General features: G+C 30.9%; 28 protein-coding genes. 10 read left to right on the forward strand and 18 right to left on the reverse strand.

What is annotated here, in order from left to right; all coding sequences use genetic code 11:
* Positions 1-27: 27 nt before the first annotated feature.
* The 9 genes from TD29_RS14630 to TD29_RS14670 all read right to left on the reverse strand — a co-directional run bounded on the left by TD29_RS14630 (position 28) and on the right by TD29_RS14670 (position 9,036).
* On the reverse strand, positions 28-753 hold the full coding sequence (locus TD29_RS14630; RefSeq protein ID WP_040281654.1) for an NAD(P)-dependent oxidoreductase: 726 nt from the start codon (positions 751-753) through the stop codon (positions 28-30).
* Between the two features lie 87 nt (positions 754-840).
* On the reverse strand, positions 841-1,632 hold the full coding sequence (locus TD29_RS18040) for a CPBP family intramembrane glutamic endopeptidase (RefSeq protein WP_152611533.1): 792 nt from the start codon (positions 1,630-1,632) through the stop codon (positions 841-843).
* Positions 1,633-1,651: 19 nt separating this feature from the next.
* Positions 1,652-2,386: a CPBP family intramembrane glutamic endopeptidase gene (locus TD29_RS14640; protein ID WP_040281656.1), complete on the reverse strand. Its 735-nt coding sequence runs from the start codon at positions 2,384-2,386 to the stop codon at positions 1,652-1,654.
* A 117-nt stretch (positions 2,387-2,503) separates the two neighbouring features.
* A complete protein-coding gene (locus tag TD29_RS14645) occupies positions 2,504-3,061 on the reverse strand; it encodes a GrpB family protein (RefSeq protein ID WP_052467135.1) in 558 nt (185 codons plus the stop codon).
* Positions 3,062-3,113: 52 nt separating this feature from the next.
* Positions 3,114-5,336 carry a CocE/NonD family hydrolase gene (locus TD29_RS14650; protein WP_084203498.1) on the reverse strand — a complete coding sequence of 741 codons (2,223 nt, stop codon included), beginning with the start codon at positions 5,334-5,336 and terminating at the stop codon, positions 3,114-3,116.
* Positions 5,337-5,338: 2 nt separating this feature from the next.
* Positions 5,339-5,959 carry a hypothetical protein gene (locus tag TD29_RS14655; protein WP_040281658.1) on the reverse strand — a complete coding sequence of 207 codons (621 nt, stop codon included), beginning with the start codon at positions 5,957-5,959 and terminating at the stop codon, positions 5,339-5,341.
* Positions 5,960-6,078: 119 nt separating this feature from the next.
* Positions 6,079-6,801: a LytR/AlgR family response regulator transcription factor gene (locus tag TD29_RS14660; RefSeq protein WP_040281659.1), complete on the reverse strand. Its 723-nt coding sequence runs from the start codon at positions 6,799-6,801 to the stop codon at positions 6,079-6,081.
* Complete coding sequence (locus TD29_RS14665) at positions 6,788-7,879, reverse strand: sensor histidine kinase (RefSeq protein WP_040281660.1); 1,092 nt, start codon at positions 7,877-7,879, stop codon at positions 6,788-6,790. Before TD29_RS14665 ends, TD29_RS14660 begins: the two co-directional genes overlap by 14 nt.
* A gap of 596 nt (positions 7,880-8,475) precedes the next feature.
* Complete coding sequence (locus TD29_RS14670) at positions 8,476-9,036, reverse strand: DUF6642 family protein (RefSeq protein ID WP_040282190.1); 561 nt, start codon at positions 9,034-9,036, stop codon at positions 8,476-8,478.
* Between the two features lie 194 nt (positions 9,037-9,230).
* Here TD29_RS14670 and TD29_RS14675 point away from each other — a divergent pair, with 194 nt between their 5' ends.
* A complete protein-coding gene (locus TD29_RS14675; RefSeq protein ID WP_040281661.1) occupies positions 9,231-9,791 on the forward strand; it encodes a Crp/Fnr family transcriptional regulator in 561 nt (186 codons plus the stop codon).
* Between the two features lie 57 nt (positions 9,792-9,848).
* Here the strand turns inward: TD29_RS14675 and TD29_RS14680 are convergent, their stop codons facing one another.
* From TD29_RS14680 to TD29_RS14705, 6 genes are read right to left on the reverse strand one after another with little or no spacing between them, the layout of a single operon-like run.
* Positions 9,849-10,700, reverse strand: coding sequence for a DUF5777 family beta-barrel protein (locus TD29_RS14680; protein ID WP_040281662.1), 852 nt, complete (start codon positions 10,698-10,700; stop codon positions 9,849-9,851).
* Positions 10,701-10,704: 4 nt separating this feature from the next.
* Positions 10,705-11,055, reverse strand: a complete 351-nt coding sequence (locus TD29_RS14685; protein WP_152611534.1) for a hypothetical protein — start codon at positions 11,053-11,055, stop codon at positions 10,705-10,707.
* A gap of 16 nt (positions 11,056-11,071) precedes the next feature.
* Entirely contained in the window at positions 11,072-11,617 is a 546-nt protein-coding gene (locus tag TD29_RS14690) for a YceI family protein (RefSeq protein WP_040282192.1), read from the reverse strand.
* Between the two features lie 13 nt (positions 11,618-11,630).
* On the reverse strand, positions 11,631-11,990 hold the full coding sequence (locus tag TD29_RS14695) for a hypothetical protein (protein WP_152611535.1): 360 nt from the start codon (positions 11,988-11,990) through the stop codon (positions 11,631-11,633).
* 4 nt (positions 11,991-11,994) lie between these two features.
* Complete coding sequence (locus TD29_RS14700) at positions 11,995-13,161, reverse strand: hypothetical protein (protein WP_040281665.1); 1,167 nt, start codon at positions 13,159-13,161, stop codon at positions 11,995-11,997.
* A 17-nt stretch (positions 13,162-13,178) separates the two neighbouring features.
* Positions 13,179-13,565 carry a hypothetical protein gene (locus TD29_RS14705; RefSeq protein WP_040281667.1) on the reverse strand — a complete coding sequence of 129 codons (387 nt, stop codon included), beginning with the start codon at positions 13,563-13,565 and terminating at the stop codon, positions 13,179-13,181.
* Between the two features lie 160 nt (positions 13,566-13,725).
* Here TD29_RS14705 and TD29_RS14710 point away from each other — a divergent pair, with 160 nt between their 5' ends.
* Genes TD29_RS14710 through TD29_RS14740 form a run of 7 tightly spaced genes read left to right on the forward strand, consistent with a single transcriptional unit; the run spans position 13,726 to position 17,616 of the window.
* On the forward strand, positions 13,726-14,034 hold the full coding sequence (locus TD29_RS14710) for a DUF6787 family protein (protein ID WP_040281668.1): 309 nt from the start codon (positions 13,726-13,728) through the stop codon (positions 14,032-14,034).
* 3 nt (positions 14,035-14,037) lie between these two features.
* Positions 14,038-14,301: a hypothetical protein gene (locus TD29_RS14715; RefSeq protein ID WP_040281670.1), complete on the forward strand. Its 264-nt coding sequence runs from the start codon at positions 14,038-14,040 to the stop codon at positions 14,299-14,301.
* Entirely contained in the window at positions 14,282-14,560 is a 279-nt protein-coding gene (locus tag TD29_RS14720) for a hypothetical protein (protein WP_040281672.1), read from the forward strand. Before TD29_RS14715 ends, TD29_RS14720 begins: the two co-directional genes overlap by 20 nt.
* A 47-nt stretch (positions 14,561-14,607) precedes the next feature.
* On the forward strand, positions 14,608-15,003 hold the full coding sequence (locus TD29_RS14725; protein WP_040281674.1) for a DUF2147 domain-containing protein: 396 nt from the start codon (positions 14,608-14,610) through the stop codon (positions 15,001-15,003).
* A 2-nt stretch (positions 15,004-15,005) separates the two neighbouring features.
* Positions 15,006-15,332, forward strand: coding sequence for a DMT family transporter (locus TD29_RS14730; protein WP_040281676.1), 327 nt, complete (start codon positions 15,006-15,008; stop codon positions 15,330-15,332).
* Positions 15,333-15,344: 12 nt separating this feature from the next.
* Positions 15,345-16,547: an aromatic ring-hydroxylating oxygenase subunit alpha gene (locus TD29_RS14735; protein WP_206539800.1), complete on the forward strand. Its 1,203-nt coding sequence runs from the start codon at positions 15,345-15,347 to the stop codon at positions 16,545-16,547.
* The gene (locus TD29_RS14740; protein ID WP_040281678.1) at positions 16,540-17,616 is read left to right on the forward strand and encodes a ferredoxin--NADP reductase; all 1,077 of its coding nucleotides are present in this window, start codon (positions 16,540-16,542) and stop codon (positions 17,614-17,616) included. The genes TD29_RS14735 and TD29_RS14740 overlap by 8 nt, the downstream gene beginning before the upstream one ends.
* A 136-nt stretch (positions 17,617-17,752) precedes the next feature.
* Here TD29_RS14740 and TD29_RS14745 read toward each other — a convergent pair whose 3' ends face one another.
* The 3 genes from TD29_RS14745 to TD29_RS14755 all read right to left on the reverse strand — a co-directional run bounded on the left by TD29_RS14745 (position 17,753) and on the right by TD29_RS14755 (position 22,649).
* Positions 17,753-18,385 (reverse strand): CPBP family intramembrane glutamic endopeptidase, encoded by a 633-nt coding sequence (locus TD29_RS14745; RefSeq protein ID WP_040281680.1) that lies wholly within the window; start codon positions 18,383-18,385, stop codon positions 17,753-17,755.
* Between the two features lie 86 nt (positions 18,386-18,471).
* Positions 18,472-21,759 carry an ABC transporter permease/M1 family aminopeptidase gene (locus tag TD29_RS14750; protein WP_040281682.1) on the reverse strand — a complete coding sequence of 1,096 codons (3,288 nt, stop codon included), beginning with the start codon at positions 21,757-21,759 and terminating at the stop codon, positions 18,472-18,474.
* A 2-nt stretch (positions 21,760-21,761) separates the two neighbouring features.
* Positions 21,762-22,649, reverse strand: coding sequence for an ABC transporter ATP-binding protein (locus tag TD29_RS14755; RefSeq protein WP_040281684.1), 888 nt, complete (start codon positions 22,647-22,649; stop codon positions 21,762-21,764).
* A 272-nt stretch (positions 22,650-22,921) separates the two neighbouring features.
* Here TD29_RS14755 and TD29_RS14760 point away from each other — a divergent pair, with 272 nt between their 5' ends.
* Both TD29_RS14760 and TD29_RS14765 read left to right on the forward strand, forming a co-directional pair.
* The gene (locus TD29_RS14760; RefSeq protein WP_241485287.1) at positions 22,922-23,656 is read left to right on the forward strand and encodes a sensor histidine kinase; all 735 of its coding nucleotides are present in this window, start codon (positions 22,922-22,924) and stop codon (positions 23,654-23,656) included.
* A complete protein-coding gene (locus TD29_RS14765) occupies positions 23,653-24,357 on the forward strand; it encodes a LytR/AlgR family response regulator transcription factor (protein WP_040281688.1) in 705 nt (234 codons plus the stop codon). The genes TD29_RS14760 and TD29_RS14765 overlap by 4 nt, the downstream gene beginning before the upstream one ends.
* Positions 24,358-24,401: the final 44 nt, after the last annotated feature.

Consider the following 24,401-nt stretch of genomic DNA (forward strand, 5'->3'; position numbering starts at 1 on the left):
AAATATTCGTTTTTGATTGATGATTGATTAATGTGATACACTATAAATTACAGGCATTTGCCCTTTCCATTTATTCCATAATTTGCTATCAGTGATTAAGCTAGTCATAAAGTGACCTACATTAATACGGCTTACCTTACCAGCATTAAAAATAGCACTCCTTGTTGGAGAAGGATGTATCTCATAATCGGTGACTTCCTCTTCGTTAATTAAGCCATCTGGTCGCACTGCAATCCATTCAATAGCATTATTGTTTTGACCAATTTGTGTTCGTAAATAATCAGCAGCTTTTTCATTATCTACATGAGGTGGCAATAACAAACGAAGAAGACCAATGACGCATTTTTGAGCAAAAGAAATGGGTTCATTTAAATCGCGATTACGATTTCCTGTGGTATTCATTAAAACAAACTTTGTTGGACTTTGTAGGTTATTTGATGTTATGGCATTGCATAAACGTCTTGTGGCATCTGTGACTAGTTTTCTAGGTTGTCCGTAGATGCCTTTCCAAGTTAAATTATGCCCAAGGCAAGACGCAACTGCATTACAATCGCTTACAATTTCGCGCATTTCTGTATCACTTAAGTCTAATACACTTGCAGTGATAATTTGTAAGTTCTTATTGGTTTTCCAGGATTCTGGTAATTTATCTGGTGATCTAACAATGACTTTTACTTTATGTTTCCCTATTAGAAGTTGCTCTACTAATTTGCTTCCTGTGGCACCACTTGCACCTACTACTATAACTGTCATACTATTTTTTGATTGATTGATTGATTGATGTATCTTAAAGACGATGAGCCACTATAATTGTTTCACTTACTAATGCTTTTATTTATTCTATGTGAATGGCGTACCTATAACATGGAAAACCAAATCGAATACTATGTGAGCTATAATAGCTACCAAAAGACCTCTTTTCCAAAATATCCATCCAAAAGTTGAACCAGTTATTAAGTTTCCAACCATAGTGACACCAATTGAAAAAGGGCTTAACTCCACAAAATTCTTTGACAATGGAAGATGTATTAATCCAAAAAATAATGCAGAAATGATAATACCTGACCAAACTATTTTATTGGAAGGACTTTCTACTTTTCTTATAAATTGAATAATCGCAATTATTAATGACATTAAGCCTAACCTAAACATGATCTCCTCACTAATACCTGCAGAAAAGGCAACAAGCGCGTAAAAAGGTTTTTCTGGCCTAGACATTTTACCAACAACAGGATACAATTCTTTCTGTAATTCAAATAATCCTAATAGAATTAACGCTACAATTATAGACAAAACTATACTAGATAAAATCGTTTTCCAATCTATTAATTTTGCAACAGATTGTTTTGAAAAAAACCTAGCAATAACAGGTACTCCTAAATTTGTTTTAGATGCAACCCATAATCCAATAAACACCAAAATAGCACCTAGGATTAAACTACTAATTCCAATAGTTATAACGTCGTCGAAAATAGAATTACTTAATCGAACGTTGGGTATTCCAGCTTCTATATTTAATCTTTTTACCTCTCTGCTAAATGGGATATTTATTAATGATCCTATTACAAAAAGTATTAACACACTAAAGGCAGTTTGCCAACGATAATTTTTCTTTTCTTCTTTATTTTTCATGATTGATAAAGTAAATAAACTATTTAATTGCTTGTAGAATTCCAACCATTGCAGATAATATCACTAGCCAGTGGATTATTATGTTAATGTATAATTTTTTAGAAAAAAGAAAAATAACTCCGAATACTATACCCCAAACAAAATACCATCCAACCCAAATTCCATTTCCAGTAATTGAGTCTATTGCTCTCATTCCATGTTGAAAAATAAAAGGTATAGATGCTATTAGAACTGCTAGCCATTTGTTTACTTTATGACTCATTAAAGATTTTATTGCAAAACCTCGGTATACAATTTCTTCTACGATACCAGCAACCAATGCTAAAAAAACAAAAATCACTCTAGCTGTTGTTGTTTTGGGGCTAAATGAAGGGATTGAGTTTAATTTTTCAATGTTTATAGTTGATTTAGCTAGTGCCATTTCTATAAAAATGAGTAATCCAAATGCAATAATTAAATATCCCATAATAGAATAAATCATTTTCTTTTTAGATAACGCAATTCCAATATCACTCCATGACCAATTAGAATCTTTTAAAATTTTAGATATGATATATAATTGAAGTAAATACCAAGAAATGATAAGTACATAATTTAAATAATACGCATCTAAAAATGAGTTTAACGATTTAAGGTCAATACCTGATATAACAGGTTGACTTGAAAGTAATATTGAAATAAGTGTTGCAATAATTGGAAACCCAATTAATACTCCAAGTATTTTTGATAGTTGTATGGACGTTTTAGTTTTCATCTTTTTTGTATTTATACTATTATCGATTTTTAGTCAAAGTAATGGAATACATATATAAAGGGAAAGGAAAAGTACAGGGACGTAAGATTCGAGGTTTAAGCGTTTTATAATTAGATTCTATATCTTTTTCGTATTGCTTTTTCGTTGAAGGTTAGTTTTTTCCTTTTCTATAATTTCGTCAATAAATTCATTGACATTCAATTCTTTCAATTCAGCGTACAGCTTTTTATCTTGATTTGCTTTTTCTGCCAACTCGTATTTCATTTCCTGATATTTTAATCTAGCCCAATCATTTTTTCGTAAAAAATTCCGCATCAAAATGTGTCTTTTAAGAGGTTCACTGTTTTTAATGCAAACATACAGGTGATGCGTAATTGTGTCTAAAACCCAATGCGATGATTCTCTGTTTCTTTTAAAAACCTCTCGTTTTTCAATTCCTTGATTTCCGTTATGATAGTACCCGATATTAATTAGTCCAGATTTTATTTTTTCAAATTCAGATTCGTTTTTATAAATAATATCAATGTCAATTATTGGTTTTGAATCCAAATTTGGGACAGAAGTACTGCCAACATGCTCAATGTGATATTCAATTCCATTTAAACCCTTTTCAATTTCATGTTTTAGTTCTGTAAAATTTGTAATCCAATCGGTTGTATATTTTTTTATTAACATAAATTTTTGGTATATGACGCAAAATTGTTTGTCAAAGTTTTAAAATAGAAGTTTATTTTCTAGAATTCCAAATAGGCAATGAAATACTACTGTTACCAGTGAAATTTATTTGTAAAGGAATTACAGCATCTTTAATATTTTCTTCATTGACATCTTTTCCAGAACCATAATTTATTTGTGCGTTGTTGTTTTTATTTACATTTACAACAATTACAATATGACTTCCTTTTTCTATTTTTTTACTGATTAATTTAGAATTATTAAAAGAGATTTCTGTGAATTCATTTGGTGTTAATAAAACACGTTTTTCTCTATCTTTTGCAAAACTTGCTCTACCAATATAATAGCTTAAATGAAAATATTTGTTTTCTGGTGTTAGCTGGTATACAATTACAGAATAATCAACGTCTTTTTTATTAATTGAAAATTCAAGATTACCAAAAAATGATCCGTTAATAATAACATCGTCTTTTAATTCTTCAGATTTAAAAACCAATCCATCTTTTAAATTGATTTGTTCACGTTCTAGAGGCCAAGGATAATGTTCGGTATTATTCATGCTTTCTCTATCCTTAAAATCAACTTTCATTTCGATTTTAAAGTTATTTTTTTTCGATTTTAAAGTATAAACATCCTTTATTTTTTCAGCACTTAAATGAAAAGTCAAGGTGTCATTTGTCATGGCACTTAAACTCGATTTATGCATCCAAGTATCTGTATCCATTACTTGAAAGTTTACTTTATCTTTTAAAATACTTGGCTTTTCTTTTCCATTTAAAATGTAATCAAACCATTGATAAATAATGTCTTCTTCAATATTTATTAAAGCAGTTTTGTCTAATTTATAATTTCTTAAACTTTCCTCTGGTTTCGTTTGTGCAGTCCAATGATCATAAGGGCCAACTAATAAATAATGGTTTGAATTTTTCGCATATTTATGATGCTCATTAAAATAATGCATTGCTCCTCTTTGTGAGTCATCATAATAACCAGTAATTGTTAAAATTGGAATGTCAATTTTTGCAAATTCTTGTTTATATGGAATCATTTTTTTCCAAAAATCATCATAACTAGGATGTTGCATATATGTATTCCACAGTTTATTGACTTGACCATCTAAACTATCTAACTTATTAAACGCAATTCCAGTTTTGTACCACGTATTTTTTAAGGTATTCCAACGATTAAAATCATTTGAAGCTTTAAAGTCTAAAAACTTGTTGTTGGTTACATAAAAATTCCAAGAATATGAATAATTATGTAGCACATTATTTTCCATTGGATAATCAATTCCAGGTGCAATTGCTACCATTGGAACTATTGTTTTTAACGACGGATGCACTTTGTGTTTCATTGAAGCCCATTGTGTAAAGCCATTGTAACTACCTCCAATCATGGCTACTTTTTGATTTGACCAAGATTGCTTGCTAATCCAATCAATGACTTCATAGACATCTGTGTTTTCATATTCAAGAGGTTTTATGTCGCTTTTACTCCATCTTTTTCCTCTTGTATTGGCAATAACTCCAACATATCCTTTGGATGCAGCTAACATTGTTGAAGCCACATTTGTTCCTGTATAAATTGAAGAAACTAATATTGCAGATTTTTTAGTAGTTGAATTTCCTTTTCGTTTTACGACTACAACTGAAACTTCTGCACCATCTTTCATCGGAATTACGACACTATCATTTACAACATATCTACGTTTATGATCTTGCTTTATTTCTTCAAAATAAATAGCTCTAGTTGATGAAAATACAGTGCTTAAAAAATATTTTTTTACTAAATCCTTAGCTTTAGCTTGTGCTATTTTTTCTGATTTAATAGCATTATATGCGCTATTAAAATTACTCACATAATAATCTGTAGGATCTCTAATTATTAATGCTTTATCTAAATTAATAACTTGTATATCATCAGAATTCTTTACGTATTTTCTGTAAGATTTTTTAAAGGCACCTTTAAAGTTCTTAGAAAGTTTAGCTTCTACATAATGCATGTATATATCTAAATACTGTCTTTGATCTATTGGTGTTTCTTTAATTCTTTTTTTGAAAGTAACTAAAGCCTCTTTATAATTACCTCTAATTAACTGGAACTTAAATACATCTAATTCTGATAAATTTTGAGTATCACATAATACTGCTAATTGCTGCATTTGATTTGCAAGCGCTATTGAATCTGATAGTACCACCTTCTTAAATGCCACTTCTTGCGCAAAAGAAGTCATACTAATTGTGATTAAAAATAATATCAGGACTGATTTTTTCATTGTTACTTTTTATTTGGGTTAGCGTAACGTATTAACTCTTCATTATACAAAAAGCCGTCTTGTGTTTGCGTCATTTTAATAAAGTTTTTTATTTCTGGTGCGTATAACCAAACTTCATCTGTTTGTGCGTTGTATCCTCTTGAATTTGAAACGGTTCCTTTGTATTCAATGGTATAAGCCATAAATGTTCCTGCTCCTACTCTTTCTTCTTTAAAAGACAAAACTTCTGCATCTTGACTTTGTTTTCCTGTGGTACCATCTTGACTTGTCCAGTTTTTTTCATATTTCCATTTTTTCCCTACTTCTAATGGCCACTTATATTTTGGTGTTTTACTTGTTTCTGGTTTTACTATATCTGATACTGGAATAGTGTCTTTTCCAATGATCATACCTAAAGCACCATCTATATTAATTATTTTTCTTGTGTCTTTTCCATCTGAACGTACTTCTCCTTCAGTTGTTACACCTTTATATTTCCAAGTCCATTTTTCACCAACCGCATAATCGGTTAATGTTGGCTGTTTTGCTACTAAAGTGTTGTCTTCACAGCAATAAAATAACAGAGAAATGATAACTAGAAAAATGATTTTTACTATTTGAAATACTTCTTTTAAATAACTCATAATATGGCTTTTAAATTAATTATAACACAAAGTAAAGGTGTATTTTTCTATCAAAAAAGGAAAAGTACATGAGCGCAAATAAATGCAAATGAACGTTAGATAACGGAACGATTACTTCTTTATAAACTATTCCAGTTTTTAAACTTGACGGATTGCCTACTAGATACTTCTACTTTTTCTCCAGTAGTTAATATAATTTGCAATTTATTATTGAAGTATGGATGAATCTCTTTGATGTAGTTTATGTTAATCATTTGACTTCGATTAACCCGGAAAAAGACTTTAGGATCTAATTTTTCTGCTAATAAATTTAAAGAACGTTTAATCATCGCTTTATCAGAACCAAAATAAAGACGTGCATAGTTTTCTAAAGATTCAATAAAGTGAATATCTGTTAGCGGAATAAAATGACATTTTTCACCATCTTTAATGAAAATCTTTTGATGCATTTGTAAAGTAGTAGGCTCTAATTTTACTCTTTTAGATAATTCCAACTTTACCTTTTCTATAGTTTTAGAAAAACGTTCATCTCTCAATGGCTTAACTAAATAATCTAACGCATTCATCTCAAAAGCTTTTACAGCGTATTGATCATAAGCAGTAGTAAAAACAACATCTGGTACATTTGTTAATTCTTCCAATAAATCAAATCCAGATTTACCAGGCATGTGAATATCTAAGAACAAAATATCTGGTTTTAATTCTTCAATTAAAGATATAGCCTCATCTACATGACTTGCCTCGCCAATAATTTCAAACTCTTGATGTTTTTCTAATGCACGTTTTACTTCTTCTCTCGCTAAACGTTCATCATCAATGATTATGGTTTTATATCTTTTCATCTTCTATATGCATTGGAATTATTATTTCTGCAACTACACAGTCATTTTCTTTAGCTGTTAAACTAAAACTAGCGTTATTTTTATATTGAATTTCTAGACGCTTTTTTAAATTTTTTAAACCTAATCCACCATTTTTATGTTGATTAATTACTCCAGGATTCTCAACTGTAAGATAAATATTGTTATCCTTCTTTTTAATTTTCAAGAAAATAATGCCACCACCAATTTTTAAGTCGATTCCATGTTTAATTGCATTTTCAATTAACAACTGTATACTTAGTGTAGGAATCTTATAATTAATGAGGTCGTTATCAATATTCGTTTTTAATTGAAGTCGTTCCTCAAAACGCATCTTTTCTAATTCGATATAATCTTTTACCAAAGACAATTCTTCCTTTATAGGTATTAAATCTTTGTCTTTTTCATATAATGAGGAACGCAATAAATCTGATAATAAATCAATAGCTCTTCTTGCAACGTTAGGGTTTTCAATTACTAATGACTTTATCGAATTTAGCGAGTTGAATAAGAAATGCGGATTCAATTGAGCCGATAAATTATCTAATTGTGCTTGTTTAGCTATGATAGATAATTGAGCATTTTCTTTTGCTGTAACAACTTCTTTCTGATAATAATGATACAAATGATACGCCAATAACCAAATGGACATTAATCTTAGCCCAGTAAGTAATATAGGATCCCAATAAATAATTGATTCTAAAAAATCAACATTTTTAATTACAAAAAGTGTTCTAAAAATATACCACTTTAAGTTACTTATTAATACATATAAAACCGCTAATAAAAGTATAGTAGGCAGTAAACGGATTAGTAATTGCCTTATGGGCAAACTACTCCATTTAGCTTTTAAGGCAAATCGCCTGTACATATGTGTTAAAAATATTCCTATAGAAATATCTAATACATAATTTAACAACGTATAAAAAATGCCGTAATTATCTCTTGTATATACTGTATATGCCCAATAAATAGAAACAATGCTCCATCCTATTAACTGGCATTTCCAATAAAGAGAAATCGTAGTATTACTAGTATTTGTTTTTTTGTTGCTATTCATGGTTTAGACAAAGCAACGAAATACTTTTAAATAGTGAAAGGAAAAGTACAGGAACGTGAAATAATAGGTTTAAGTGTTATATATAAAATCTATTCCATTCCACAAACATTCCGCTTCTCTCCTACCGTCGCTACGCAAAAAGAGTGTTTACTCGCCCACTCTATTTTAATAAATAGGTGCACGTGAACCCTTCGGGTTCCATTAACATTGTAGAAGAAACTTTTAGAATAAATTTTTTAAATAAACTTTAGCAAGAACTTTCGCTTTTTACCAAATCGAGTTTACGAGATTCATGAACTCTTTAATTTTAAATAAGAACCTCGTTAATAAAGCTCAAGTTACATAACGGAAGGACTTTATGATACAAATACTTATTATGTTGTTTAAGTCTTTATTTCCATTTTGATAGCTATAATGTAGTATTATGTAAAATATCCTAGAAGGATTTGTCTGTTTTCTATAAAACAAATATTCCTGAAACAGATAAACTTCATTTCATTACCATTTCCGAAGAAAAAAGGTTAAGAAAAATATATAGAAAAGACAATATTGAACTAGGACAGTTCAATTAGCAAAAAAGTATTTTAGGCCATAGTTTAATAATACAGTCTAAAATCTAGTAGTTGACACAGTTTGTAGTGTTTTTGGTGCAACTCTTCTACGACTTCTAGCATATTATCATCGTCTTTAAACAGATTAAAAAATGCCATATCGAGATGAGCACTTGTTATCCCATTGTTGGCATAACCGTAGCCAGAAACGGCTCTTGCTCCAGTGATATCTAAAAAATATTGTGCCTCTTCGTCGTCTAAATCTAAGATTTTAATATTTGAAAAATGAAGAATTTTACCTGCTAAGCGTCCTTCAAACATTTCGGCAATTTCCTGTAGCGTGTAATTATAATTATTTAAAGAAATGGTATTGGATTCACCTGAAATAACGAGGTAAATAATTTCATAATCTATAAAATTATGATCGTCTAATAAGAGCGTGTCAAATCTAGCTTCTAAACCTTCAATGGTATCGCAGGTATTATAAATACTGGTAATTCCTGATTGTAAGGTTAATTGCTCTAATTTAGTTTGCGTTTCGGTAATGGTTTTGACGTCTTCATCTTCAACGGCTTCTAGACAGTAAATGAAATAATCGGTATCGATGTCTTCAACTTTGACAAGTTTGTGGTTTGCTTTCTGTAAATCCAAATTTGATAAATGTATTTTTTAATAAAATTAATCCATTGTGTATGATTAAGCTGTTAATGTAATACTAAAATAGTGCTGTTGCTTCGCTCCTATGTATTTTACTTAAATTCTATACGTGAATTTTAAACGCTCTTTCCTATTTTTGAACGATGGAACAATTTATAAACTATATAAAGCAATTTATTAACCTTTCTATTGAAGCAGAGCAAGATATTCTTGACATGGTTTTATTAGAAAACGTCCCTAAAGGACACCTTTTACTAAAAGAGGGTCAAACTTGTGATCGATTGTATTTTATTGCTGAAGGAACCGTTAGAACGTATCATTACCAAAAAGGAAAAGATATTACGTATTGGATTTATCCTGAAAATATGATAACGACGTCTTGGCATAGCTATATTTTAAGAAAACCATCATCAGAATATATTGAAACAACTGAGGATTCTGTATTGATGTCCTTATCCTATAACCAATGGCAAGAATTATACTTAAAACATGCCAAATTAGAACGTTTTGGTAGATTGGTTATAGAAGAGCAAATGGCTTTGCTTGATGATTTCTTTAAAGGGTATTACTTTTTATCGGCTAAAGAAAAATATGCGTTGTTAACGTCTGCTTTTCCAACCATTACACAGCGTGCAAATCTTGGACACATTGCTTCTATGCTTGGAATATCTCAAGAAACTTTGAGTAGAATAAGAGGAAAATAAATAAGGCTCACATCATAAATGTAAGCCTTATTTTAGTTGAATAATTAGGTTTTTCTTTTAGAATACTCTGACAATATTAAACCCAAAAAATACATCTTCAAACCACTTCCCTTCTGCATTACTAATAAAACCTGGTTCGTTAGTAGATTGTGCATTAGAGAATAATAACTGAAATACGTGACCTCCAGTTTCAATATCTAAACCAAAGGTTAATGGATTGTTGTAAATAGAATTTTCGTTTCTGCTGAAATTATAAACATAATCCACATTTACAGACATACGTTTACTCACTTTCATGCGTCCACCAGCACCTAAAGCTATTTGATTGTGTTTTTGAAATGGTTCTAACACTAAATTTTGTCTTACAAAGGTTGGTGCAATTTCAAATGAAAAAGTATTACTAAATCGTCTCGAAATTAAGAGTTGTGTGGCATAACTCATACGATCACCAAATTCTAATAATGGGTATTGTTCTTGTCGTAAATCTGTTCTAATATTTGCTGTAGCGTAAGCCACAACATGCACAGGAAATTCTTTAGACTGACCAATGAGTTTCGCTTTTATGTGCGATGAATACGTTTTTCTTATCGATTCTCTTGCTAATCCTAACTGAATACCATCATGCACACCATATACTAATTGTATTTTAGTATTGGCATTATCAAATCCAAAAAAAGTAGTTAAACCATCTTTTAACGTTCCAAATCTATGAGATACATACATATACAAATCACCTTTTGAAGCGACTTTAGTCGATTGTAAATTTCCTATTTTCATGGCTTTAAAAGCAGGTTGTTCATAAGGTTCTTCCTGTGTTTCTGCTTCTAACTCAAGTAATAAATCGTCTTGTGCAAAAAGGGTATTTAAACCACAACACATCACTGTAATTGCTAATAAATAATTTTTCATTAATTTAATTTTTAATAATGGTTTGGTCTATTTTAACTTCTTCTAATAAATCATCATAGCCAATCATTCGACCTTTAATGGTTACTTTCTGCGCTATCTCTAATGAAGGCAATAAGGCTACATCATCTAATTGGCAATACGTACTATGATTTAAGGTGATGCCTTTGTTATCTTTTGCGGTTATAGTTCCGTTTAGTTGCACTACCACATTTTGCCAGTGCTTAGCATTCGTTTTTATTTTTTTTAAAAACACCTCAGAAGTTCCCGAATATTTAAGCTCTAATTCGTCTATGGTTTTATGCGCTTTATAAGTATAGTTATACACACCATAACCAGCAAAAGCAAGGCTTATCAAGATTATTGTTATAATTTTAGTTTTTTTGGACAAGCTCATAGCATAATTTTATGGTTATATCTTTTGCAATTTTAGTTCTTACAATATTTGGAATAGCTATATCAAAATCATGTGGTGACACGCTAAATGAGGACACTAAAGTGATGTTGCCATCTCCATTTTTAATTTTAGCAACGGTTTCAATAGCCTTTGTTTTTCCTCTTATCGTTAAGATGCCTTTTAAGGTGAATTCTTTATCAGCATTAGACAGTAAATCCATTGAAAAGCCGTCTAACTGACCTTTAAAAGTAGCCTTTGGAAATTTATCGGAATCCATATAGTTTTCGTTAAAATGCTCTTCCATTAAAGCAATTTCAAAGTGAAATGCTTTGACAAAAAGTAATGTCGCTATAGCTCCAGTTTGTGTATTTAAAATAGCTGTAGTACTTTCATTAACAGCTTCTATAGGTTCAAAAGCTTCAACCGAAGCTTTAAATGCTGTTGTTCCTGTTTTGGTAAAATATTTTTGGGCAGAAGCAAAACTTGTAATAAGCAATGCGAGTAATAATATTAATGTCTTCATTTGTGTTATATTTTTAATTTTCAAGGAAACCATCGGTTACCCATTTGTCCATAATTTGTCTTAGTTCTGGTGACACTAATCCGTTGGGTGGCATTGGATTTGTGGTGTTATTCATACGTTGAATTAAGCTTCCCATTTCCGCAGAAAAACGTGTATTTTGATAATTAGTTAAGTCTAATCCGCTTTGTGGTGCCGATCCTCCATGGCAAGTCACACATCGATTAAACATAATTGTTTCGACGTCTGAACTGTATGTAACCATTCTCGTTATTGGTGGTAGTGTATCTACTGTGCCTTCATCTAGAATTGCAGTGGTGCAACTTTCTAATAAGCCAATAGCAAAAATGGTAATGACTAATATGTTCTTGTTCATGCTCTTAATTTTGTACATTAATGTTATCAATTGTTATTTCTGGTTCGCTTTCTGGTGCTATGGTGATTGTTCGTTGAATATGCGTCATATCGCCTTCGGAAATAATACCATCTTCATTAAGGTCGGCTGTTACATTTATATAATAGGTTCCTGGATGTAAATAGGTAAGGAACAAGCTGTCTTCATTTTGTGATAATTCGGAAAACAATAGACTTGAATTATAGGCTTCAAAATCTGCAACGAAATAACCATACTCATCTGTAAAAGCGTTTTTAGTTAGATTTACAAACAGTGTTTTATTTTCAATAGCAGTGTGTCTGGTAATATTAACTTGTAAGATTGATAGATATGGATGATCTGTTATAATAAAGGGATCTCCAGACTCTTGAGCTAAGCCTAAGAGATTAGTATTATCTGGTCCTTGCGCTAAAAAAGTAGCAGAAACTGGTTCATTATCACCTGGATTTACATAAAGATACTCTTCCATAAATCCTTCTGAAAAATCCCAAGCTGGTGTGTTTTGAGGGAAACCTACAGTTTCGGCAGCTGTTTGCGCTAATTCAAAATCATTTAATTTCCCTTTAAAGGTCATGTGTCTTGCTGGTGGCACCACAGTACCAAGTCGGCTTGTGTAGGCGTTCCAATACAAACTATCTTGTTTAAAACGCAGTTCCATATACATGGTTCCTGTGCCTCCAATAGCATCTACAAGTCTATAGTAATCTCCATTAACATCTGTACGCACACTATCTAACACAAAATAGCTAGAGCGATAAATACCGTTTAACAAACCACCATTACGTGCCATAATAGTGCGTTTATCTTTAAAATTGGTTACAAAAAAAGAGGTTAATAAATTACCTAATGTACCTCCTTCAAAAATACCATGAATTTGAGATGGTGAATTGGCTCTATAATCCCAAGCAAACCAATCAAAATCATCTGCAATAACACGGTTAGTTCCAACCCATTGACCTTGCATTCTTTCAAGTAAATAAAACCCATTAGTATTTTCATTTATGTCTACCGGATTTACTTCTGTTGGGCCAATTGGTAATGGAACTATCGCTCCATTTTCGCCTGCAATATTTCTAATACTATCGGTAGAACACCCAATGATAAGTAGTGATAGAATAACGCTAAAGCTTAAAAATTTAATTGTTTTTTTCATAGTTTATAATTCTGTTTTTATTGTTTAATCCAGATTTCTTTTATTGGTTTTTTCATGAGATAAGTCTTGACTTCTAAGGTGTCTTTACTAATCAAATCAAGGGTGACTAAATCACTTGATTTTTCTGTGTTTGTAGCGCCTGAAACGGCATCTATGTACACATCATCATGCTTTTTTATATTATTAAAAAAATAATGTTTAGCTTGACCATCTTTGTATGAATACACAGTGGTATCATCATTGTAATAAAGCACTAAACCTTTAACTTCATTATTATCTTCAAGAATTTGGCAAGTCCCTTTATAAAATTTGCTATCTACTTTCCATAAACCAAGTAGTGGATTGTCCTTTTCACCACAAGAAAAAACAGAAACAAATAGGGTTAACAGTATGGTTTTCTTCATCGCAAAAAATATTTACGGCAAATGTAGAAGCCATAAATAGTCTTTTTTTTGACCTATGTCAAAATCATTATTTAGCGCGATATTTTATGTTTTTTGATTTAAGTCAAATCTTAATTTTAAAACAGATTATAGATTTGCAGCATCTAAAAACGTAAAGCTTATGAAAAAATTAATGACACGATGGAATATTGAGAAACCTTGGCAATTGGTAGTTATCCTTTTTGTGTTTTCTATTACAGGATCAACATCTATAACCATAGGAAGACCATTTTTAAAATTAGTAGGTATAACTTTAGAGAACTTAAATCCTTTTCTTTATTACCCTCTATTTATCGTTTTAAGTTTTATCTTTTACCAACTATTTTTAGTGCTTTATGGCTGGTTATTTGGTCAATTTAACTTCTTTTGGACTATGGAGAAAAAAATGCTAAGTCGTTTTGGCCTAAGTTTCAATAATGTAAAATCTTAACACATGAAAAAAACTATGAAATGGCGAACTATTATTGCCCTTGTACTGATGTATATCGCCATGATAATGAATTGGACATGGGCTTGGGGAATACTATTTTTACTTTGGGTAATTCCAGATATTTTAAGAGGAACAACGTATTTTATTGAACCTATCGAAAAAAAAGAACATACACTACTCTATTGGATCATTATTGTAAGCTGGATCTTAATGGCAGTGTATTCTATCTCTACAGTATTTATAGATTATGAACAATTTTATTATTAAAATGAATAAATGGAAAACCATAATGGCATTATTTTTAATGGCTTTTGCTATTATTTTTGATTGGTCTTGGTTTTGGGCCATATTCATATGTCTTGGTTTAGTTCATGTGATACGTAGTGAAGAAATTCATTTTGTAGAATCTGTAACTAAAAAGGAAACACCAACATTATATTGGATAATGGTCGCTATATGGTCATTACTAGCCATGTATTCAATTTCTAATGATTTTAATCTACTTTTTGATATAAGTCAAAAATAGAATCCTAAACAAAACACATCTTTGTAGAGAATTAGAAACAAATGATTATGACCTATTTAAAACCAGTTTTGGCATTTCTTTTTTTTGCTCTAACCTTCACATCATGTGCACAAAAAGATAAAATTATTGGCATTTGGGATGTTGAAACAGATGATTACGATGCTGTTTATGAAATTGTTGAAAACGATAATACATTCTTCGGAAAAGTGCATTATTACAATGATGGTGCTACTGAATATAAAGGAGATAATAAAAAAGAAGACTACTTTTTAACAGGTTTAGAATATAAAAACGGAAACTATATAAATGGAAAAATGTACTTACCAGATGGTAGTTTTTATAATGTAATATTCACGTTAAATGATGATAATACTTTAGAAGCTTTAATGACTGTAGACAATCAGCCATATAAAGAAATTTGGAAACGAAACACAACATATTAATTATGAAATGGATATATTTATTAGCTTCAATTGCGTTTGAGGTTTTAGGAACAACCGCTATGAAAATGGCATCCCAAGGTGGTAAAAATGCTATGATTTGGAATGTTACAGTTTGGGTAGCTTACATCATATGCTTTGGCTTATTGCAATATGCTATGAAATATTTTGAACTAGGAACGGTCTATGCCATTTGGTCTGGTGTAGGTATTTCAATATTAGCAGTAATTGGTTATTTTGTTTTTGAAGATAGCTTCTCTGCCTTAAAAATAGGTTCAATAGCATTAATAATTGTTGGCATTATTGGTTTAAATATGAGTGGAGCTCATTAAAAAATAAAAATTATGAATAATCAAAAAAATATGATGCACACGCTTCCTGTTGAAGCATACACGTCTAAAAAATGGTTCGATTTAGAACAAGAACATATTTTTAGCAAAACTTGGCAATTTGCAGGTTTGATTGAAGATGTTGAAAATGCTGGAGATTATATTTCTGTGCAAGCAGGACTCAATAATATATTTGTTGTAAAAGGACGTGATAATCGTTTGCGTGCTTTTCATAATATGTGTCGTCATAGAGGTACCCAATTATTACGAGCTGTTGGTAAAGGACAAAAAGCAATTACCTGTCCTTACCATGATTGGACCTATGATTTAGAAGGAAAACTCGTGAGTATTCCGAAGAAAGAAGAAGAATTTCCAGATTTATGTAATAAGGAATTACACGAGTGTGGCTTAAATCTTCATGAAGCCTCTGTAGATATTTTTAAGGGTATGTTATTTGTGCATCCAGATAAAAATGCACCTAACATTATGACCTTTTTTGGAGAAGTAGAACCCTATCTTGGGCCTCATATTCCTGAAGAATTAATTGAATACCAAAAAAACAAAGACGAACCATTTTATGCTAAAGAAATTAATGCCAATTGGAAGATTGTGGTTGAAAATTACATTGACCAATATCATTTAGCACATTTACATGAAGGTACCTTAAATATGTACGATCATGCTAAAGCAGAATTTGGTTGGGCTGGACCACATTATCATTTTTACGAACCTTTGGTTCCAGAATATCTTGCAGATATAAAAAATGCATCACCTTTTCCATTAATAGATAAAATGCCTGAAAATAAAATGGGAGCTTATGTCCCTTGGCTGTTTCCTAATATTGGTATTACCGAAAGCGAAAGTGCTTGGAATACTTTTCACGCCATTCCATTAGCACCAGATAGAACTTTGGTAGTTATTCGATCTAAAACCATGAATGTTAGCGAGTGGGAATATACCAAACAATACACTAAATCTATGACAAGTAAAGTATGGAAAACCATTGGTAACAAAGGTAAATATGAAGGAGATGCTAGTGACCCAATGGCATCAGGAGATTTTATGGCAGAAGATGTATATGCGTGCGAACAGCAGCAAAAATCATTAAGCTCACCGTTTTTTAGTGTTGGCGCACAAGCGCAAAAAGGAGAGTTTGCTGTGAGTAAATTCCAAAGTGTTGTAAAAGAATGGATAGAAAAACATAGAAACGATGCGTAACTTTTACCAACTAAAAATATTGGGAATTAAAAAAGAAACAGAAGATTCAACGTCTGTGGCATTTGATGTTCCTTCGGAATTATATGAAACATTTAACTATAAACCAGGACAATATTTAACCTTAAAGTTTAGCATTAATGGAGAAGAGGTTCGTCGTTCTTATTCACTATGTAGCTCACCTGTTTTGGAAGAACCATTACGCATTGGTGTAAAACGAGTTAAAGATGGATTGGTGTCTAATCATATCAACGATAATTTAAAAGCTGGAGATACTGTAGATGTTATGCCACCAGATGGACGATTTTTTGCGGATGTAAAAAAAGACTCTTATAAAACGTATTATCTATTTTCCGCAGGAAGTGGGATTACACCAATACTATCAATTTTAAAAACGGTCTTATTAACCGAAGCACGTAGCTATGTTCATATGATTTATGGTAACAGAAGTCAGGATTCCATCATGTTCAACACAGAATTAAACGCACTTCAAGAACACTATAGTGATAGATTTATTTTAGAACACACCTTAAGTCGCCCTAAAAGTAATTGGAGTGATTTATGGAAAACTTCAAAAGAACAGTCTTATAGAAAAGGACGTGTAGATACTGATGCTGTTAAATGGTTTGTTAACGAATATCCACCATATGCTCAAAATGCTCAATATTACATTTGCGGTCCAGGAACGATGATTGAGAACACCAAAAAAGCATTAAAAAGTATTGATGTTCCTGAAGATAGAATTTTTATAGAAAGCTTTGGAGGAAGTGCTTCAGTTGATACAACAAAGGCTTATGAGAACGCAAAATTAACAGCACATCTTAACGGAGAAACTATTCAAATTGCTATACCACAAGGTAAAACTGTTTTAAGAACGCTTATTGATGCAGGAAAAAAACCGCCTTATTCTTGTGAAGGTGGTGTTTGCTCTACTTGTATGTGTAAACTAACATCTGGTAAAATTCATATGAATAACAATCTCGCACTGAGCGATAAAGAAGTTGAACAAGGTTATATTTTAAGTTGTCAAAGCATTCCATTAACAGAAAGTATTGAAATTGAGTATGAGTAATAATGAGTTTCATTCGATAGACATTTCACTTCTCTTCTAGTATTTTTTCATTAAAAACGAATTACATTTTTAAGAAATTTTCAGAAAGTAAAAGTAATTTGAGAGGTTTAAAGCTCTTTACCAAATCGACAGTAGCTTACAACGTCAACATTTGTTGCATATAATCAGTAATTACTATATCTAAATTGAGATATATTAGTGTAACTCCAATGGTGTCATAAATTCCATGAATCAATACAAGAAGAAGTAAATTATTTCTGTTTTTATTGAAAAGTAATGCTATTGCGAACGACCATAGACATACAGATACCACTCCTATAAGCCCTTGATATACATGAGATATCCCAAAGTATAGCGAGGTTATTAATGCTGAGATTAGCCATGCCTTATTACTATTACCTAGTAACTCAGCTAATCCTTTCATGTAGTAGCCACGAAAAACTAACTCTTCACCAAAGGCTGCAAACACCCACACTACCACTAGTAAAACGAGATAGGCCAGAATATTTCCTCGAATATCATTTATAGATGAAAGATTAAAGTCACCCAACCATTTTATAAGTAATGGGTCTATTAAAAAGGTAAATACAATAAACAGGATGCTAGCTAGAATTAAACTCTTTATAAGCGTTTTTCCTGTTATTTTCTTACCCATTGCAAACGTTGTCCAATTAAATTTACTTGCCATTAGAATTAGAAAAACAATGCCAAGCGGAAAGAAAAAGGTGAAGTTTCGGTCAATAAACCCAAATAGAGGAGCAAGAAGCATGATTAAAACCACTGCGTAGGGTTTGTTTAAAAAATCATAGCATCTAGTTTTTATTTTTGTTGTTTTCATTATAAAGAATTCAGTGTTTATTTTAATTCTATAGACTCAACTTTTTCAAATAAATTAGTAATTATATAGTGTTTTTCTATTGGTGTAACCGCTCTAAAATAATCTAAAAGGTCTTTAGATGTTGCATATCTATTTGAGTTCATTTTCAGTTTACCATCTTTAGTATTCCAATCTTCAAGAAAACGTTTTAAGGCTTTATTCACCTTCTCCTCTCCTATTGCTTTTTGAAATTTATACATAGTTATAGCACCTTTTGCATAATACACATGGCCTTGATTTTCTACTAAAGCTAGTGATGGTTCTTTAGTAGCTGCTCTATTTTTACCTTCTTTATAATCTTCCTTTTGAATCTCTAAAAACTGTAGTAATTTTTCTTCGGAAAAGGTCTGCTTTAAAACCATCATTGCAGCATATTGAGATAAGGTTTCTAATATAAAGTATTGCCCTTTTACATGCGCAGCTTCTACTTGCATCCCAAACCATTGATGCGCTATTTCATGTGCTGTAATATAAAATGCCATGTCTACATCTTTTTCATCATCTATATTTAGTATAAACCCTATAGATTCTGAAAACGGAATAGTTCCAGGAAACGATTGTGCAAATTGTTCATATCGTGGAAACTCCATAATACGTAATTGTTGGTATTGATAAGGACTAAAATTTTTGCTGTAATAATTCAATGAGGCCTTCATAGAAGCCATCATTCTATCTATATTATAGCTGTGTTCTTTATGATAATAAATTTCAAGATCTACAGGTTTTGAATCCTTATTAGCAACCCAAGCATCTTTTTTAATTTCATAAGTTGCAGAGACAATAGAATAAAAATTTATTATAGGTTGCTTCATTTTATAATGAAAATAGCTGCGATTATTTTCAGTCCATTGTTTTACCAAATTTCCAGGAACTAAGGCCGTTTGATCTTTTGATGTACCAATGATCATTTCAAAATGTATACCATCAGAATCACTTCCCGATCTTGCATTTACAACTTCGTTTACAGCTGTTCTATCTGCTCTACCAACACGAATAGGCAAGTTGTAATCTTCACGTTCAGCAGCATCATTGAGCTCATATTTTTTATTATAACCAATAGTTGGTAAATCTGTATTATTAAAAAATGTACCGTTTTTATTGATGTTTACATTTCCGTTACCCGATTCAAAACCTTTTGTAATAAAACGTTGCTTAAAGTACATTTTTACTGAATCTCCTGGTTTTAGAGCTTTATTTAAATTGAAAATGGAATAGTCAAACTTTTTATATTGCTTATTAATTGTAAATCCGCCATCAAAAGCAACACTATCTAAAGAGACATGCTCTTCTAGAAGTTTTTGAATGTGAACGGTTTTGATATCTGTACTAGTCGTATTTTTTAATATATAATACCCTTCTACTGTATAATCTCGTGTTGAAGGATACAGTTCTAATTTTAAGTTAACATCAACCAACTTAGGTTGTGGTATATACTCAAATTGTTTGAGTTCTTTTTCGTAAGAGACTCTAAATGCAGTAGCTTCAGAATTGGTCCAATACGTGTTCAAAACATTAGTATTATAAAATATAAAACCTCCAATAATTATAAATAATACGCCAACCGTAGTTATAAGTTTAAAAAGGGATTTACTGATGTTGTATTTACTAGTTTTTATTCGTTTTAATACGTTGGTTTCTGCACCTCTAACGATTACCACAGATGCAATGATCAACATTAGTAAACCGAAAAGAAACCAATACAATTTGACAATAAGGAAAGGCTTTAAAAAATGACCATAACCATTCATATCCGAATAGGTTCCTAAAGAACTTCCGCCAAAAAGGTATAATTCATGATCATAGCCAAATACGCCTAACAAAATAGTAGTAATAAAAAAAACAACCATCAACATAATACCTATGAACTTATGATTAACCAATGCTTGTATAAAAAATGCGATAAAAGTGTATAATGCTAAAAACGGAAAAATCTCTATAAAGAAACCTGAGAAATACACCTGGAATTCATACTTATGATAACCACTAAATGTTTGAAATATAACACCAGAAATTATCAAAGCAATCATTAATACTACATAAATTAAATTTAACCCTATATACTTGCCTAACAGATTTATAAAGCTCGACATTGGTGTGGCATCATAAATTAAATTTAATTTAGCGCCTCTTTCTTTCCAAATTAATTCACCTGAATAAAACACTAAAATAATAATGAAGAAGTACATGGAAGTTTCTTTCAATTCTTCAACAATAAAATAAGTTGTAGGATAACTATCTACACCGTAAACAGTACCTAAATTTACTGAGTTGATAAGAATGATAATCATACCGCAAATAATAATTCCCCAAAAAGATGATTGTTTGCAAATACTTACAAAATAAAACCATGAAAACTGTCTCAATTGCTCGCATTTTGATAATAAGCCGTACTGCTTTTGAGTTTCAGGTATGACTATATCACTCGCTTCATACGTTGTTTTACCATCTATGCTTTGGGTTTGCTTTTTCTTTGATTTTTGTTCTTTAACACTGCTAAAACTGAATTTTAGGTAACCATAAATTAGGGCTAAACCTCCAATAGTAATCCAAAACAGTTTGTTATATAGAAGCACGCTAAAAAAGGGTATGCTTTGAGTACTTTTTTCTAAAGCAGACCAGGATTCTGTAGCAAAGCTGGTTGTAGTTAATGAAAATGGATCTAAAATAGCTTGCCAATAATCATTGGTTATGGCTTTAGTAAGCATAAAAATCACAAACACAAAAATTCCTTGCGTATATACCACAACTAATTTTCTACTTAAAGCACCTGTCACAAAAAACACAGAAGCTCCAAAAAATAAAGTTGGTAAGGTTATCATTAAAAACGTTTTTACATATACGATGACATTAAACGTCAATAAGTCATCTGGATCATTCCAAGGCATAAATTCTCCGAGTATCATTCCGAAGATAACACCAGAAAACACAACTATTAGTATAGTAAATGCTCCTAAAAACCGTCCTAATAAGTAATCTTTTTTACTAATTGGCGTAGAATACATTAGTGATTCAATATTATACTCAAAATCTCTTAATACAGAAACACCCATAATCATTGAGGCTAAAATCATAAAGATTCCAGAAATTGCACCCATAGTTTTAGCTATGACTAATGGTGAGTTTTTTTTCATGAGTCCCATTTCAGAACCTTGAAAAATAAAATCTACACCTACAATAGAGAATAAAAAAAGAAATAGAAAAAACACATAAGTATCTGGACGTTTTATACGATACTGTAATTCGAACTTAAAAATATTGTACCACATAATTAGTTAGATTTAGCGTTTGTGTGATTAAAAATTTCAGAGAAATACACATCTTCTAATTCGGCATTAATAAGCGTAAAGCCATCTCCAGGATTCACATCATTTAAGATGTGAATAGTGGGTTTTCCTAGAAATAACTTTTCGCTTATGACTTGATAATTTTGCTTGTAAGTTTCTAATTCTGACTTTTCGATTGTTTTTTTATAAACTCTATCTTTTAGGTTTTCTAGTATTTGCAACGGATTACCTTGCAAGCACACTTGCCCTTTATTGATAATTGCCATATTGGTACATAATTCTTTCACATCATCAACAATATGTGTAGATAGAATAACTACGGTTTTCTCTCCTAATTCACTTAAAACATTGTAAAACCTATTACGCTCTAAAGGGTCTAACCCAGCAGTGGGTTCGTCTACAATGAGCAGTTTAGGGGTGTTTAGTAAAGCTTGAGCAATACCAAAACGTTGCTTCATTCCGCCAGAAAACCCTTTTAGATTTTGTTTTCTAACATCATACAAATTGGTTTTATGCAATAATGCCTTTACTAAGTCTTTTCGTTCCCCTTTATTAGTAATACCTTTTAAAACCGCAAAATGATTGAGTAACACCTCGGCAGAAATTTTAGGATATAAACCAAATTGTTGTGGTAAGTATCCTAGGACTTGCCGTAATTCTTTTTTTTGTGTGAGTACATCAATATTTCCAAGTTTAATTGAGCCTTGATCTGCCTCTTGTAAAGTAGCAATGGTTCTCATTAGAGTTGATTTACCTGCACCATTTGGCCCTAACAAACCAAACATACCTGTTGGAATTTCTACGGAAATATCTTGAAGGGCTTTAACGCCATTTGAATAGGTTTTTGATAAATTATCAATAATGAGTTTCATACTATTCGTTTTTTGATTGATGATTGATTTTAGCAAACATATATGTGTTTATAACCTTAAAAAAATGATAGGGCTACACATAGATGTAAATGGGACAAACACATTATATTGAGTAATAAAAGCATCATATCACAGCTTTTAGATAGTTTATCACTAATTAATTGCTGGTTGTCAACTAATTTGTACAGCGTATTTTATTTAATTAATATTGACTTATGAAGTTGAAATTAACTCGTAATAAACAGAAAACAATCAAGCGGATTTTTAAAATTATGCTTGTTGTAATAGGCGTTATCATTGTGGTTTTCAATGACACTTTTGGTAAGCAAGAAGGATTCGTAGAATTTATTGCATTCTATTTTATACTTGTCTTTATCACTATTGCGCATTGGCTATTTAAGCAAATCAAATCCATTATTAGATTAAAGAATGAAAAGGCCAAAACTGAATTGATGCATTTAAAAAGTCAGGTGAATCCACATTTCTTTTTTAATATGTTGAATAACCTTTATGGTTTGGTAGAAAAAGACTCTAAGAAGGCTCAAGAACTCATTTTAAAACTGTCTGACATGATGCGTTATAGCATTTATGAAGGTGATAAAGACACGGTTTTATTATCTGAAGAGATAACGTATCTGCAAAATTACATTGAGCTACATAAAATGCGCTATCATAAAGTTATTGATGTGCAATTTCATACTGATATTAATGACAATGATTATGAAATAATGCCATTACTCTTCATTATTCTTTTAGAGAACGCCTTTAAACATGGTGTAGAAAATTTGAGAGAACATGCTTTTGTTCATATAAAATTAGTAGCACGAAATAATGAAGTCAAATTTGAAATTGAAAATAATTTTGATGTTTCACATGACAATCATAACTCAGGAATAGGTTTAAAAAACCTAAAGCGACGATTAGAACTAGTGTATCCAAAAAAACATTATTTTGAAGTCTCTAAAGTAGATACTATTTATAAAGCTAAACTGAATATAACATTATGACTACCTATTTAATAGTAGATGACGAGCATATTGCACACGATATTATAAAAGGCTATTGTGATATGTTACCAAATTTAGAATTTAAAGCTAACTGTTATGATGCTATAGAAGCCATTGATTATTTGAGCAAACATAAAGTAGATCTTATTTTTTTAGACTTAAACATGCCTAAACTAAAAGGGTTTGAATTTTTAAAAACCCTCTCAATTCCTCCAAAAGTGATTGTAACCACAGCCTATAGCGAATTTGCGATTGAAGGTTATGAATTAAATGTTATAGATTATTTATTAAAGCCATTTAGCTTTGAACGCTTTTTAAGTGCAGTTAATAAAGTAACAGCTTTAAATGACCGCTCAAAAACAAAGGAAAACAACATAAATATAGCACCAATTAAGGACAAGTATATTTTTTTTAAACAAAACAATATTCATATTCAAGTAGAATTTGATTCCATTTTATTTATTGAGGCCTCAGGTAACTATACTAAAGTTGTTACTACAAAAGACACCATAACAATCCGCGAAAAAATTTCTGATTCCATAAAACTGCTTAGTACTAACGATTTTTTTCAAGTACATAAATCATTTGCAGTTGCAAAAAAGCATATCAACCGTATTGAAGGAAATAGAATTTATATTAAAGATTATATAGTGCCTATTGGTAAATTGTATAAAACTAATATCAATATGCTTTTAAAATAAACTTGAGTGGCTATTGGTTTTTTATTCCATGCATGATTCATAAT

Source organism: Psychroserpens damuponensis, assembly GCF_000826655.1.
GTDB lineage: Bacteria > Bacteroidota > Bacteroidia > Flavobacteriales > Flavobacteriaceae > Psychroserpens > Psychroserpens damuponensis.